At 73.6% G+C, this 15,278-nt stretch carries 5 protein-coding genes; all 5 read left to right on the plus strand.

Going from position 1 to position 15,278, the window contains the following annotated elements; translation table 11 throughout:
* The first annotated feature begins 43 nt into the window (after window positions 1-43).
* The 5 genes from NOO62_RS22385 (at window position 44) to NOO62_RS22405 (ending at window position 15,276) form a co-directional block, all read left to right on the plus strand.
* Complete coding sequence (locus tag NOO62_RS22385; protein WP_268772676.1) at window positions 44-319, plus strand: acyl carrier protein; 276 nt, start codon at window positions 44-46, stop codon at window positions 317-319.
* Window positions 316-5,814 carry a type I polyketide synthase gene (locus NOO62_RS22390; protein WP_268772677.1) on the plus strand — a complete coding sequence of 1,833 codons (5,499 nt, stop codon included), beginning with the start codon at window positions 316-318 and terminating at the stop codon, window positions 5,812-5,814. The genes NOO62_RS22385 and NOO62_RS22390 overlap by 4 nt, the downstream gene beginning before the upstream one ends.
* Window positions 5,811-7,685 carry a condensation domain-containing protein gene (locus tag NOO62_RS22395; RefSeq protein WP_268772678.1) on the plus strand — a complete coding sequence of 625 codons (1,875 nt, stop codon included), beginning with the start codon at window positions 5,811-5,813 and terminating at the stop codon, window positions 7,683-7,685. Before NOO62_RS22390 ends, NOO62_RS22395 begins: the two co-directional genes overlap by 4 nt.
* Entirely contained in the window at window positions 7,678-11,820 is a 4,143-nt protein-coding gene (locus NOO62_RS22400; protein WP_268772680.1) for a beta-ketoacyl synthase N-terminal-like domain-containing protein, read from the plus strand. The genes NOO62_RS22395 and NOO62_RS22400 overlap by 8 nt, the downstream gene beginning before the upstream one ends.
* Window positions 11,821-11,895: 75 nt before the next feature.
* Window positions 11,896-15,276: an aminotransferase class III-fold pyridoxal phosphate-dependent enzyme gene (locus NOO62_RS22405; protein WP_268772681.1), complete on the plus strand. Its 3,381-nt coding sequence runs from the start codon at window positions 11,896-11,898 to the stop codon at window positions 15,274-15,276.
* Window positions 15,277-15,278: the final 2 nt, after the last annotated feature.

Here is a 15,278-nt window from a genome sequence, read left to right on the forward strand (position 1 = left end):
ACTGCGGGGGACCGGGGCAAATGCGAACGGGAGTGTGATTCGAATGAACAGGCGCGAGACGGTCATGGCCGCGCTGCTCGACATCGTGAACGAGGTGGCGGGGCCGGTCGAGCACCTGGACGAGGACCAGCTGCTCGTCGACCAGCTCGGTCTGGAGTCGCTGCACCTCGCCCGGCTCGTCGCCGTCCTGGAGATGGAGCTGGACGCCGACCCGTTCTCCGACGAGATGCCCATCACGGGTGTGCGCACGGTCGGTGATCTGCTGGAGGCGTACGCCCCGGCCGTCCGGCCCCGGCTCGGTGCCGGCGAGCCGTCATGACACAGCCGGAGCCGGGCGGCAGCCCGATCGCCGTCGTCGGCATCGCCGCGCGTTTCCCCGGGGCCGCGGACGTGGGCGAGTTCTGGGACGCGATCCTCGCCGGACGCGAGTCGATCCGCGACCTCGGTGACGAGGAACTGCTGCGCGGTGGGGTGGATCCGGAGTGGCTCAAGGACCCCGACTACGTCAGGGCGGCCTCGTCGATCGACGGCGTCGACCTCTTCGACGCGGCCTTCTTCGACATCTCGGGCCGCGAGGCCGCCGCGATGGACCCCCAGCACCGCGTCTTCCTGGAGACGTGCTGGCACGCGCTGGAGGACGCGGGCCTGCGCCCGGCGGCCGGTACCGGTGCCTCGGTCGGCGTCTTCGCCGGCAGCGGCGGCGTTCTGACCGGCTACCTCCCCGAGGTGCTCGCGAACACCGGGCCACTGGCCGATCCGACGGCCTCGCTCGAACAGCTCGGCTCCGACAAGGACTTCCTCGCCACCCGGGTGTCGTACAAGCTCAATCTGACCGGACCGAGCCTGACGGTGCAGACGGCCTGCTCCACGTCGCTGGTCGCGGTGCACCTCGCCTGCCAGAGCCTGCTGCGCGGCGAGTGCGACGCGGCGCTGGNCGGCGGCGTGAACCTCCGGCTGCCCACTGCCTCCGGTTACTGGCACCGCCGGGGCGGCATCCTGTCGCCGGACGGCCGCTGCCGCCCGTTCGACGTCGGCGCGCAGGGCACGATCTTCGGCAGCGGCGTGGGCGCCGTCGTCCTCAAACCGCTCGCCGACGCGCAGCGCGACGGCGACACCGTCTACGCCACCATCCTCGGCACCGCGATCAACAACGACGGTGGCGGCAAGGCGAGTTACGGCGCCGCCAGCCTGCCGGGCCAGCTTGGCGCGATGCGGCGGGCCCTCTCCGCCGCCGACGTCGACCCCGCCACGATCGGCTACATCGAGGCACACGGCACCGGTGTACCGCTCGGCGACCCCACCGAGATCGGTGCGCTGAAGAAGCTCTTCGGCCGGGACGCGCCCTGCGCCATCGGCTCGGTGAAGGCGCTGATCGGGCACATGGAGGCGGCGTCGGGCATCGCGGGCCTGATCAAGGCCGCCCTGTCCCTGCACCACGGGCGGATCCCGCCGAGCCCGTACTTCACGGCGCCGAACCCCCGGCTGAAGCTGGACGAAACGGGCCTGTTCGTCAACGCCGAGCCGCTTTCCATGCCGGGCTCCCCGCGCCGGGCGGCCGTCAACTCCCTGGGCATCGGCGGCACCAACGCCTTCGCCGTGCTCGAACAGGCGCCGGAACGCCGGCCGGCACCCGAGAGCGCGCCCGACCAGCCGCCGGGACACGAGCTCATCACGATCAGTGCCAAGACCCCCGACGCGCTGCGGGAGCTCGCCGGACGGTGGGCGAGCCGTCTGCGCGAGCCGGACGCGGCCCTGCGGGACCTGGCCCGCACCAGCCAGGTCGGACGGCGCGCGTTGCGGCACCGGGTCAGCGTCGTCGCCGACACCGGGCACACGGCGGCCGAGCGCATCGAGTCGTGGCTGCGGTCGGGGACCGGGCAGGCGGACACGGGTGAGACGGCGCGAGCCAAGCCGGTGACGGGGTTCCTCTTCCCCGGCCAGAGCTCCGAGTACCCCGGCATGGCCGTCGAGCTCCACCGTGCGCACCCCGCGTTCCGTGCGGCCCTCGACCGCCACGCGGACCTCTTCCGCCGCCTCACCGGAGTCGGCCCGCTCGACGTGTTCACCGACCCCGCGGCACAGGCACGGGCCGAACTGCTCCAGCCCGCGGTCTTCCTCATGCAGGTCGCCCTGGCGGAGTTCTGGGCCTCGTGCGGGGTACGGCCGGACGCGGTGGTCGGCCACAGCCTGGGCGAGTACGCGGCTGCCTGCGTCGCCGGTGTGTTCACCCCCGAAGAGGGGCTCGAACTGGTCTGCGCGCGCGGTCGCGCCTTCGCCGCGGTACCCGGCAGCGGCCGGATGGTCGCCGTGGGCTGCACCGACGTGGCCGAGCTGGAGCGCCTGGTCGAAGCCAAGGGCGGTTCGGCGGCTGTCGCCGCGTACAACGCGCCGGAACGTGTCACCGTCTCGGGCCCGGACGCCGTGCTGACCGAGCTGGAGGACGAGTTCCGGCAGCGGGGCTGGGGGACGATCCCCCTGGAGACGACGCACGCCTTCCACTCGTCCCTGGTGGCCCCCGCCGTCCCCGCCCTGGTGGCGGCGGCGGACCGGATCACGCACCGGCCGCCGCAGGTGCCGCTCGCGCTGAACCTCACCGGCGCGTGGGCGACCGGGGACGACCTCGGCGCGGAGTACTGGGGACGCCAGCTCACCTCACCGGTCAGATTCGCGTCCGGCGTGGCCGGGCTGCTCGACGGGGGCTGCACCGTTCTCCTCGAGGTGGGCACCGGCAGGACGCTCACCACCGCGAGCCGTGCCCAGGCCGACGACGACGTCGTCCTCCTGCCGGGCCTGTCCACGAGGACCCCGGACCCGGCCACGGTCCTCGCCCACCTGGCCCGCCTGGACCGCGCCGGTGCGGCCGTCGACTGGGCGGCGTACTACGCGCCGCTGCACGCGAACAACGCGGCCGCCCCCCTGTACCCCTTCGCCCGGACCCGGCACTGGATCGCCCAGGCCCCGGCCCCGACCCAGGCCCGTACCGACACCGCGCCGTCCGCGCCGCGAGCCGGTGAGCCGCCCGAACTGACGCGGCTCGCCCTGCCGCAGTCCGCGCAGCGGCGTTACGAGACGACCGTGGCCGCGCGGGCCCCGCGTACGCTCGCCGATCACGAGATCTCCGGCCGCATCGTCGTACCGGGCGCCTACCACACGGCATGCCTGGTGGAGGCGGTGGCGGCCGGGTCCGCCACGGTCGTCGAGGACCTGGTCTTCCCGCGCGCCCTGACGGCCGGGGAGGAGGAACGCCGGGTCCAGCTCGTGCTCACCCCGGCCGGCGAGGGCAGGTTCGTCGCGCAGTCGCTCGGCCTGGCGCGCGCGGACGCCCCCCTCGCCGACGAGTCATGGCAGGTGCACGCCGAGGGTCGGCTGCGGACGGCCGACGCCGCCGAACAGGCCGGGGCCCGGACGGACCCGGCGGGCTACCGCGCGGGCAGTCCGGTCCCCGCCGCCGAGCTCTACCCGCTGTTCGAGAAGCACGGCTTCCGGTTCGGTCCCGCGTTCCAGTGGATCAAGGAGCTGCGCCTGACCGGCGAGGACAGCACCGGCGACGTCGACTTCGCGGCCTCCTCGCCGCGGGAGCGGACGATGGCGCTGCTCGACTCCTGCGTCCAGCTGGCGATCGCGGCACGGATCGTCCGCGAGGCCCCCGACGACGGTGTGCTGCTGCCCTTCCGCATCGAACGGGCCGTGTTCCACGCGTCCCGGAGCACGTCGGAATCCGGTGTCGTCCTCATCCGGCACCGTTCGGCCGAGGCCACGCGGGCCGTGGCCGACGTCTCGCTGACCGACCACGAGGGCAACCCGCTGCTCGACCTCTTCGGCCTGGAACTGCGGGCGGTGTCCTTCCGCTCGCCCCCGGCCGCCGCACCGGAAGGCTCCCTGACCGAGGCGCGGATCTACGTCGAGGAATGGGAGCTGGGCAAGCCGACCGACGGCGCGCCGACCGTGGCCGGACCGTGGATCGTGCTCGCCGACCGCGGGGGCCACTGGCGTCACGCGGTCACGGCACTGGAGACGCGTGGCAGCCGCTGCGTGATCGTCGAGGCGGGCGAGGAGTTCGTACGCCACGACGCCTCCCACTACGCCCTCGACCCCGCCGACGCCGACCACCTGACGCGGCTCCTGCGCGACACCGGGACCGCGAGCGTGCTGCACTGCCTCGGGCTGGACGAGCCCGGCCCGGCCGGACAGGAGACGCGGACCGCCTGCGGCAGCCTGCCCGCCCTCGTGCGGGCCGCCGAACGCGCGGGCCGGACACCGGCCGCCGTGGTGCTGCTCACCCGCGGCGCGGTCGCCGTCCGCGAGTCCGCCGAGGCCCGCGATCCGCACGGCGCGATGCTGTGGGGGCTGGGCAGGAGCGCGGCACTCGAAGCACCACAGCTCGACGTGCGGCTCCTGGACGTGGATCCGTACGACGCCGCCCGCGCACTGGGCATGCTGCCCGAGGTGGTCGCCACGCCCGACGCCCCGGCGGAGGCCGCGATCCGGGACGGCCGCGTCCACCTGCCCACCCTGCGCCACGAGACGGCACCGACGGCACCGACGGCGCCGCCGGTCCGGCTCGGCGCGGACGGGTGCTACCTGATCACCGGCGGAACCGGGGCGCTCGGACTGCGCACCGCGGCATGGCTGGCCCGGCACGGGGTGCGCCACCTGGTGCTCGCCTCCCGCCGCGGCCCCGGGGCGGGCATCGACGAGCAGGTCCGCGAGCTGGAGCAGCTGGGTGCGCGGGTCACCGTCGTCGGCCTCGACGTGACGGACGAGGCGGCGGTCGTTCAGCTGGTCGAACGCGCACAACGCGAGTGGGGCGGCCTGAAGGGCGTCGTGCACGCGGCCGGCGTGGTCGACGACGCGGTGCTGCCGCAGCTGAGTTGGGACCGCTTCCGGGCGGTGCTCGAACCGAAGGTGACGGGCGGCCGGCACCTGCACCGCGCCACCCTCGGCCTCGACCTCGACCACTTCGTCCTCTTCGCCTCCACGGCCGGTCTGCTCGGGTCGCCCGGACAGGCGCACTACGCTGCCGCCAACGCCTTCCTCGACGGGCTCGCCCACCACCGGCGAGGGCTGGGGCTTCCCGCACTCAGCGTCGACTGGGGACCGTGGGAGGCCGGCATGGTGACGCAACTGAGCCGACGCCTGCGGGACCGGATCGCGGACACCGGATTCACCCCGCTGGAGACCGGTCCTGCGTTCGCCGCGCTCGACCGGCTGCTGGCCGGGCCCGGCGGCCAGTACGGCGTCTTCGCCGTCGACTGGGCCCGCTATCTGGCCCGGTTCCCCGGAACCAGGACCGTCACCACGGACGACGCGCCGGGAAGGCCCGCCCAGGACGGAGCGGAGGCGGTCGGGCGGCTGCGGCGGGAGTGGCCCGGCGCCGTACCGGAACGCCGCCGCGAGCTGGTGTTCGACTACCTGCGCGGCATGCTGGCCACCCGGCTCGGCATGCCGGGGACCGCTGTCGACGAGGACCTCTCGCTCTCCGCGGCGGGACTCGACTCGCTCGTGGCGGTCGAGGTGCGCGGCCAGGTCTTCCGCGACCTGGACGTCGACCTGCCGCTCACCGGCCTCCTCGAAGGCAAGGCCGTGCGCCTGCTCGTCGACGAGCTCGCTGAGCTCCTGACGCGCGACGCGCCCGCCGGGACGGTTCCTGCCCAGGCGGCACCGTCCATGACGGCACCGGCCGAGGCACCCTCCGGGACGGAACCCTTCTCGCCGGAAGAGGCGGAACGCCTCCTGGCCAACCTCGACTCGCTGACCGAGGACCAGATCCAGGCGTTGCTGCCCTGGCTGGCCGATCAGGACGGAACCTCATGACCGACTACGACGTCCGGAAGAAACTGGAGGCGGCGCTCCGGTCGCGGGCCGGCACGGCACGCACCGGCCACCCGCTCTCGTACGCCCAGCGCCCGCTGCTCATGCTGCACCGGATGAACCCGGACAGCGCGTCCTACAACGTCGCGTTCACCGCCCGGTTCACCGACGGATTCGACCCCACCGCCTTCCGCGGCGCGACCCAGTCGCTCGTCGGGCGGCACGCGGCCCTGCGCACCACCTTCGGCCGCGTGGGCGCGGACAGGGACGACGGCGCGGGCCGCCAGACCGTGCACGGCTGGCTCGAACCCGACTTCGCCGAGCTGGACGCCCGTGACTGGACCGAGCAGCAGCTGTACGACGCGGTGCGCGGCGCCCACCGCGAGCCGTTCGACCTCACGGCCGGGCCGCTCATCCGCGTACGGGTGTACACGGGGGCGACGGGAGAGGCCGTCGTCCTGCTCGCCCTCCACCACGTGGTGTGCGACTTCTGGTCCCTCGGCGTCATCGTGTCGGAACTGGAGCAGCTCTACCTCGCGGAGGCCGAACGGCGTCCGGCGCGGCTGCCCGCCCACAACGTCCCGTACAGCGACTTCGTCTCCTACCAGCGCGACCTGATCGCGGGTGAGAAGGGCGGCAGGGCACGCGCCTACTGGCACGACCAGCTCTCCGGCCCGCTCGAACCTGCCGCGTGGCCCCGGTTCGAACTGGACCCGGCCGACGCCGAAGAGGGCGGATCCATTGTGTTCCCCCTCTCCGCCGAGCTCGCCCGCGGTGTGTTCGCGCTGGCTCAGGAGGAGGGGGTCACGCCCTACGCCGTGCTCCTGACGGCCTTCCAGGTCCTCGTCGGCCGGTACACCGGACAGCGTGACGTGCTGGTGGGGACCCCGGTCGCGGGCCGCACCGACCCGGCGCTGGCCGAGTGCGTCGGAAACTTCGTCAACCCCGTGGTGCTGCGCGCCGATCTGCGTTCGGCGGGGTCGTTCCGCGAGCAGCTCGGCCGGACCCGCCGCACCGTCGTGGAGGCGCTCGAGCACCAGGACTACCCCTTCGAGCTGCTCGTCAGTGAGCTGGCCCCGCGCCGGGTGGACGACCGCAACCCGGTCTTCCAGGCCATGTTCAGCTACCAGAAGCCCAGCAGGTACCCGGCGTTGGCGGGCCTGTACGTGGCCGACGAGGGCGCGTCCCCGGTCCCCTGGGCCGGTCTGACCGCGACGCCGTTCCGGCTGGACCAGCAGGACGACCAGCTCGAACTCGTGCTGGAGGTCGTGCACGACGGCGACCGGCTCGTCGGACTGCTCAAGTACCGCAAGTCCGTCTTCTCCCCCCTGGCGGCCCGTCAGGCGGCCGACAACTACGTGGCGCTGCTCACGGCCGCGCTCGCCGACCCCGGCCGCGGGGTGGCGGAGCTGCCCATGGCGACCGAGGTCGAACCCGGCATCGACCGGCCCGCCGCTCCGACGCGGGAAGCCGTCGGCGCGGTCCGGCGGGGCGAACCCGGCGGCCCGGCGCCGATCGTCCACGAGCGGCGCGTGACCGCCGCCTGGCAACAGGTGCTCGGACGCGAGGGCATCGGGCCCGACGACAACTTCTTCGATCTCGGCGGCAACTCCATGCTGCTGATGCAGGTGCACGCGCTGCTCGCCGACGAGTCCGCCGAGACACCGCTGACGGTGAACGAGATGTTCCGCTATCCGACGGTGACCTCCCTGGCCCGGCGCCTCGGCCCGGCCGCCGCCACGGCCGGCGCGAGCCCCGCCCGGGGCCGGGCGACGAGCCGGCGGGCACAGCTGGCCGACGGCACGGCCCGCAGCGCGCGGCTGCGCGCGCGGGAGCGGAACCGCCCGGGCGCCCAGGGAGGCGACGATGTCTGACGCCGAAGAGACCGGCCCGCCGGTCCGGCCGAACGACGTGGCCGTGATCGGCATGAGCGGCCGGTTCCCCGGCGCCGCCGACCTGGACCGGTTCTGGAGCAGGCTCCGCGCCGGGGACGACCTGCTGACCACGTTCACCGACGAGCAGCTCGCGGCCGCGGGGGCACCGGAGAAGGTGCTGCGCGACCCCTGCTTCGTCAAGCGGGCCGCGGTCCTGCCGGACGCGTTCGGCTTCGACCACGAGTTCTTCGGCTACACCCGGCGCGAAGCGAAACTGCTCGACCCGCAGCAGCGGATCCTGCTCGAAGTCGCGTGGGAGCTGCTCGAAACCGTCGGCTACTCCGGCGGCGCGGACGACCAGGCCATCGGCGTGTTCGCCGGCGCGTCGATGAACACGTACCTGACCAACGTCGTGGCCCGTTCCTGCGATCCGCTGGGCTACGACGGCACCGAGCTCATGATCGCCAACGACAAGGACTACCTGACCACCCGGATCTCGTACAAGCTGGGCCTCACCGGTCCCAGCATCAATGTGCAGACCGCCTGTTCGACGTCGCTGGTGGCGGTGCACCTGGCGGTGCAGAGCCTGCTCACGGGCGAGTGCGACATCGCCCTGGCGGGCGGTGTCTCGGTGATCGCCAACAACTACCCGGGTTACGTCTTCAGCGAGGGAATGATCCTGTCCCCGGACGGACGGTGCCGGCCGTTCGACGCCGACGGAGCGGGCACCACGTTCGGCGACGGTGTGGGTCTGGTCGCCCTGAAGCGGCTGGCCGAGGCGATCGAGGACGGTGACCGGATCCTCGCCGTGGTCAAGGGCTCCGCGATCAACAACGACGGCTCCGACAAGATCGGCTACACCGCCCCGAGCATCGGCGGCCAACGAGCGGTGATCACCGAGGCGCAGGCGGTCGCCGGAGTGGACAGCGACACCGTCACGTACGTCGAGGCGCACGGCACCGCGACGGCCCTGGGCGACCCCATCGAGTTCGCCGCGCTGAGCGAGGCCTTCGTGGACGGCGGCGCCCGGCCGGGGCGGTGCGCCCTCGGCTCGGTCAAGGCGAACGTCGGGCACCTCGCCGCCGCGGCGGGAATCACCGGCTTCATCAAGACGGTCCTGGCGCTGCACCACCGTGAGATCCCGGGCCACCCCGGCTTCACCCGCCCGAACCCCCGGATCGACCTGGACGGCAGCCCGTTCCACATCAACACCTCGTCGGCGGCGTGGCCGTCCGGCGAAACCCCCCGGCGGGCCGGGGTCAGCTCGTTCGGCATCGGCGGCACCAACGCCCACGTCGTCCTCGAAGAGGCACCCGCGCCGCCCGGCACGCCACAGCCGGCGGTCGCCCCGCAGCTGCTCGCGGTGAGCGCCAGGAGCGGCACGGCCCTGCGCGAACTGACCGCCCGGCTGGCCGACGCGCTGGAGGGCCCGGACGCACCCGACCTCGCCGACGCGGCGTACACGCTGCGGCGGGGGCGGCGTGCCTTCCCGCACCGCTGTGCCGTCGTCGCGGACGACCGCGCCACGGCCGCGGCCCGACTGCGGGCACTCGCCGACGGGCAGACCGCGGGCCCGCCGCCGGAGGGGACGGCACCGGCCGTCTCCTTCCTGTTCGGTGAGGTTCCGGCCGACGAGTTCCGGACGTTGGCCGCGCGGCTGCCGGCCGTCGCCGACCTCGTGGAGCGGAATTTCCCGCCCTCCGGCACCGCGGACGACGACCCGGTGGCCGCTCGGGTGACGGCGACTCAGGCGCTCGCGACCCTGTGGGCGGAGTCCGGTGTACGACCCGCCGCGGTCGGCGGAGCCGGGGCCGGCGAGGTCCTCGCGGCCTGCTTCGCCGGTGCCCTCTCGCCGTCCGACGCGATGGCGCTGCTGTCCTGGCGGGCCGGGAGGCTCGACCGCGCCCCCGAGATCCGGCCGAGGGTGCCGGACATCCCCGTCCTGTCGGCCGTCGTCGGCGGGGAGCTGCCGCAGGCGCGCGCGCTCGACCCGCAGCACTGGACCCGGGACGTTTGGGAGGGCGACCGGCCCGCCGAGGCCTTCTCGGGCCGGTCGGGGGACGGGGCGGCCGTGCTCGCCATCGGCACCCCGCCCGACGCACTGCCGAAGGACTCGGTCCTCGGCGCCGACGCGGCTCTGCCGCCCGTGGAACGGCTGCTGACCGCCGCGGCACGGCTGTGGACCGCGGGTGTGCCGGTGGACTGGTCGGACTGGTCCGGCGGGGCGGGGCGCCGCGTTCCGCTGCCTGCCCACCCACTGAACCGCACCTTCCTCCGCATCGAGCCGCCCGCTGCCACCGGGACGCGGGAGCCGGTGCGCGTCCAGGGTCCGGCCCCGTTGCTCTACACACAGTCTTGGCAGCGCCTCGACCCCGTGACGGACGCGCACGCGCGGAGCACGCAACCCGCGGGCCCGTGGCTGCTGTTCGCGGACTCCGGTGGTGTCTGCGACGCACTGGCGGACGCCCTGCGCGGCCGGGGCGCCTCCGTGGTCGTCGTGCGGCACGGAGATGCCTTCGGGCGGACCGAAGACGGCTCCTTCGTCGTCGATCCCGCGGACGCCGGAGATTTCGAGAGGCTGTTCGCGGCCATCGCCGCGGACGGGCAGGCCCCGGAACGGGTCATGCACTTCTGGTCCCTCGACATCGCGTCGGGCCGGAGCACGCTCGCCGGTCTGGACCGCGCCTGCGACCTCGGGCTGTTCTCGGTGCTCGACATCGCCGTACACCTGACCCGCGGCCGGGGCGGTGCCGACGCACATCTCACCGTGGTGGCGCGCGACGTGCACGACATCACGGGCGGCGAGTCCGTCGCACCGGCCGCCGCGATGACCGACGCCGTACTGGGCGTCCTGTCGCGGGAGTTCGCGGGGCTCCGCTGCCGGAGCATCGACATCGGGACGGACACCGGCACGGACCTCCGTGCGGGCCTCCGCACGCCGGAAGCCCTCCTCGCGGAGGCCGCCGCTCCGACCGCGGCCCCGGTCGCGTTCCGGCACGGTCGGCGCTGGACGCGGCGGTTCGTCCCCGTGACGTCCGCGGCCGGTCGCGAGGAGCCGTCCGGCCGACTCCGGCCCGGCGGTGTGTACCTCGTCACCGGCGGCCTCGGGGAGCTCGGCCTGCTCCTGGCCGACCGGCTGAGCCGTGCCGTCGGGGCCGTACTGGTGCTCGCCGACAGGACCCCCCTCCCGCGCCCGGACGAGTTCGACCGGTGGGTCGCCCAGCACGGGCCCGCCGACCCCGTCAGCAGGAAGATCGAGGCCGTCCGGGCCGTCGAACGGCTCGGGGGCACCGTCACGACGGCGTCCGTCGACGTCACCGACGTCCGGGCGATGCGGGAGCTCGTCGACGCCACGCGGCTCCGGTTCGGCCGGATCGACGGCTGGTTCCACTGCGCCGGAGCACCGCGGGCCGGGGGCGGCCTCGGGAACGCCCGTACCGACCGGGGCGCCTGGCGGGAGCACCTCGCCCCGGCGGTCCGCGGGGCACTGGTGCTGGACGAGATCTTCCGCGACGCCCCCGCCGACTTCGGCGTCATGATGTCCTCCCCGGCCTCGGTGCCGGGCGGAACCGGCGGCGCGGTACACGCGGCGGTCGACCGTTTCCTGGACGCCCAGGTGTCGGCCGCGGACGGACTGGCGGGCGTCAGCTGGCGGAGCTCTCTGCCACCGGAGCAGGCGGCCGACGTCCTCGACCTCGTCCTCGGCTCCGGCCTGCCGTCCCGGCTCACGGTGTCCGCCACCGACCTGGAGCGCCACGTACAGGTACGGGAACAGGAACAGGTCCGGGAGCAGGTACAGGAACAGGGCGTACGCCCGGAGCCGGTGTCACCCGCGCCCGTCGTCCCCGCGCGGCGGCCGAGCGGTGACGAGCTGAAGGCGACGCTGGCCGAGCTCTGGTCCGAGGTGCTGCGGACCGAGGTCGACCGTTACGACCTGAGCCTCTTCGACCTGGGCGGCGACGAACTGCTCGCGGTCAGACTCGCCCGGCGCATCGAGAGGGAACTCGGTGTGCCGCTGACGGGGATCGACCTCCTGACCCACCCGACGGTCGACCTCCTGGCGGCGCGGCTCGATCCGGAACGGACCACTGAGCCGTCACGCCGCCGCCCCGGCCGCCGGACGGGGACGACCTGATGCCCGGCCCCCACGCATCCCATGACACGCGAACGCCGCGCTCGGCCGGCTGACATGAACCACGAGGAGAACACCGTGGAGCCACTGCTCCGAGAGATCGTCACCCTGGTCGGCGGCTATTTCGACATCCAACCCGACCAGTTGGACCCCGAGGCCTCGTTCACGGACCTCGGCGCGGACTCGATGGCGCTGCTCGGCATGTTGCGGATCGTGGAGGACCGCTACGGCTGCAAGGTGTCGCTCCGGCAGCTCTTCGGGGCCGTCCAGACCCCGGCCGACCTGGCCGAGCACCTGCGCGCCCACACCGCGGCGGACAGGCTGCCGGGAGCGCGGACGGTGCCGGCCGCGGAAGCGGTGGAGGCGCCGGTCCCGGTGGCACCGGCGCCGACGCCGACGGTCCCGGCCCCCGTGGTGCCGACGGTCGAACCCCCGACCGCGGCCGCCGCGGCCGCCGTGCCCACGGCCCCCGCGGGCCCTGCGATCACGGACCCCGCGATCACGGACTCCGCGTCCGCGGGAGCCTCCACCGCGGTCCAGAGCCTGATCAAGGAGCAGCTCCTGATCATGCGGCAACAGCTCGACCTGCTGAGGTCCGGCGAGCCGGTCACCGGACCCGCCGCCGACGCGACCGCCGCACCGGTCGCCCAGCGGCCCGCACCGCTGCCCTCCGCGCGGACGGCTCCGGCGAAGTCGGTGGTCCCGCTCGCCCCCGGCGCCCGCGGCAGCGCGGTCAGCCCCGTGGAGACGGCACAGCGCACCCGCTACCTCAAGACGCTGGCCGATCGGCTCGGCGCGCGGACTAAGGGCTCGAAGGACTTCGCCCAGCGGTTCCGCCCGATGGTGGCCGACAGCCGGTCCACCGTCGGCTTCCGTCCCTCGACCAAGGAGATGCTGTACCCGCTCGTCGCCGAGCAGGGCCGCGGCGCGCGGCTGTGGGACGTCGACGGGAACGAGTACGTCGACCTGACCCTGGGCTACGGCGTCCACCTCCTCGGCCACAATCCGTCGGTCGTCACGTCGGCCGTCCGTGAGCGGCTGGACGTCGGGTTCAGCCTCGGGCCGCGCACCCGGCTGGTCGAGGATGTCGCCGCCGGCGTGCTCGAACTCACCGGCATGGAACGGGTCGCCTTCCTCAACAGCGGCACCGAAGCGGTCATGACGGCGGTCCGCCTCGCGCGGGCGGCAACCGGTCGAGACAAGATCGTGGTGTTCTCCACCGCGTACCACGGCCACTTCGACAGCGTGCTCGCCGCGCCGTCGTACGAGAACGGGGTGTTCGGCACCAGGCCGCTCGCGCCGGGCGTCTCACCGCGTGCCGTGGACAACGTGTACGTGCTCGAATTCGGCTCGCGGGACGCGCTCGACTTCATCAGGAAGCACGGCTCGGAGCTCGCGGCGGTCCTGACCGAGCCGGTGACCCTGCGCACCCCCGGCGTGCAGAAGCCCGAGTTCCTGCACGAGGTGCGTGAGATCACCGAGGCGCACGGCACGAAGCTCATCTTCGACGAGATGGTGACGGGTTTCCGCTGCCATCCGGCGGGCGTGCAGGGCCTGTACGGGATCGAGGCCGACCTGGCCACCTACGGCAAGATCGTCGGCGGCGGCATGCCGCTCGGGGTGATCGCCGGACGTGACGGCGTCATGGACTCCATCGACGGCGGTGTCTGGAACTTCGGTGACGACTCGGGCCCGACGGTCGAATCCACGTTCTTCGGCGGCACGTTCAACCAGCATCCGCTGACCATGGCGGCGGCCAAGGCGGTCCTGGACCATCTGCGCGCGGAGGGGCCCGGCCTGCAACGAGACCTCGACCGCAAGACCGAGTTGTTCGTGGACGGACTGAACGACGACCTCCGCGCCCTCGACGTGCCGATCAACGTCCAGAGGTTCTCCTCGCTCTTCAAGTTCGAGCACGAGGCGAACATGGACCCGTTCTACTTCAACCTCCTCGACCGCGGCGTGTTCGTCTGGGAGCTGCGCAACTTCTTCCTGTCCACCGCACACGAACAGGCCGATCTCGACCACATCCGCACCGCCGTGCGCGAGTCCGTCGAGGAGCTGCGGGCCAACGGCATGCTGGGCACCGGCCGCACGAGCCCGGCCGCGGCCCCGCCGCTCCCGGTGGCGCCGCTGCCGACGGCGCCGCGCAGCACCCTCGCGCAGCGGCAGTTGAAGGCCCTCGACGACGGGGGTGTGCGTGCCTTCGAGATGTCCGTCGGGTTCTGGCTCGACGGCCCGCTGGACCACGACGCGCTGCGCACCGCCGTGCGGGGTCTCGTCGACCGTCACGAGACCCTGCGGACCACGTTCGGCGGGGACGGCGAGACGCTCGACGTCCGTCCCGCGGGCCGGATCACGGCGGCCGACGTGCTGACCGAGCACACCTGCGGGACCGAGGCCGATCTCGCGCACTTCCTGCGCGCCTGGGCCGAGCGTCCCCTCGACCCGGTCGGCGGCCAGGTGTTCCGTGCCGCCGTCGTGGAGACGGCCCCGCAGCGGCACCTGCTGCTGATCACGGTGCACCACGCGGCCGTGGACGGCTGGTCCTACAGCGTCCTGCTGGACGACCTCGTCGCCCTGTACAACGCCCACTGCCGGGGGACGAGCCCCGAGCTGCCGCCGGCCGCGCAGTTCCAGGACTACGTCACCTGGCACGAGAAGGCCATCACCGGCTCCTCCGCCGCCGAGCACCGGAGCTTCTGGCGTTCCCTCCTCAAGGAGGCGCCCGTCCTCGGACTGCCGACGTCGGGGCGGCGGGCGGACTTCCCCTACCGTGCGGTACGGCACAGTCTCCTCCTGGAACCGGAGTTCTGCGGGCGGATGCGGGACGCCGCCCGCGAGGAGGGCGTCACGGTGTTCGCCTACCTGGTCGCGGCCTGGGGGGCACTGCTGCACCGGCTGACGGGGCAGGACGACGTCGTCGTACCGGTCGCGTCCGCCCGGCGCCCGCAGGAGCTGGACCGGGTGGTGGGGTACTGCTCGAACCTGTTGCCGCTGCGGCTGCGCATGCCGGCGGACATCCTGGTCGCGGACTACGTGGCCGAGGTCCTGATGCAGCTGGTGAACGGTCTGGAGCACCAGGACTACCCGTTCGCGGACCTGGTCGAGGAGTTCGCCGCGCCCGGAGAGGGCCTGCGCAGCGAGCTGTTCACGACGTCGATGTCGTTCTACCGGCAGGTGTCGGTGCCCGCCATGGACGGTCTCGCGGTGTCGGAGGCCGACCCGCTGCCGATCACCCACGTCGGCAACCCGCTGGCGTTGAACATCGTGGACCGCACGGACGGGTTCCGGTGCGAGTTCGAGGCCGCGGCCGACGTCCTCCCCGCCGACCTCGTCGAGCGCGTCCCGCGGTACTTCCGCAACCTGCTCGATGCCATGGTCGCCGACGGCGAGCGACCGCTGGCCGAACTGGACCACGAGAGCGCCGGGGACAGCGGAAACCGGAACGGGAGCTAGGC

The organism is Streptomyces sp. Je 1-369 (assembly GCF_026810505.1).
In the GTDB taxonomy this organism is placed as follows: domain Bacteria; phylum Actinomycetota; class Actinomycetes; order Streptomycetales; family Streptomycetaceae; genus Streptomyces.

What these genes read in the sequence shown, in the direction of transcription:
- NOO62_RS22385 (WP_268772676.1), top strand. Translation starts at nt 44, where the DNA reads ATGAACAGGCGCGAGACGGTCATGGCCGCGCTGCTCGACATCGTGAAC.
- NOO62_RS22395 (WP_268772678.1), top strand. Translation starts at nt 5,811, where the DNA reads ATGACCGACTACGACGTCCGGAAGAAACTGGAGGCGGCGCTCCGGTCG.
- NOO62_RS22400 (WP_268772680.1), top strand. Translation starts at nt 7,678, where the DNA reads ATGTCTGACGCCGAAGAGACCGGCCCGCCGGTCCGGCCGAACGACGTG.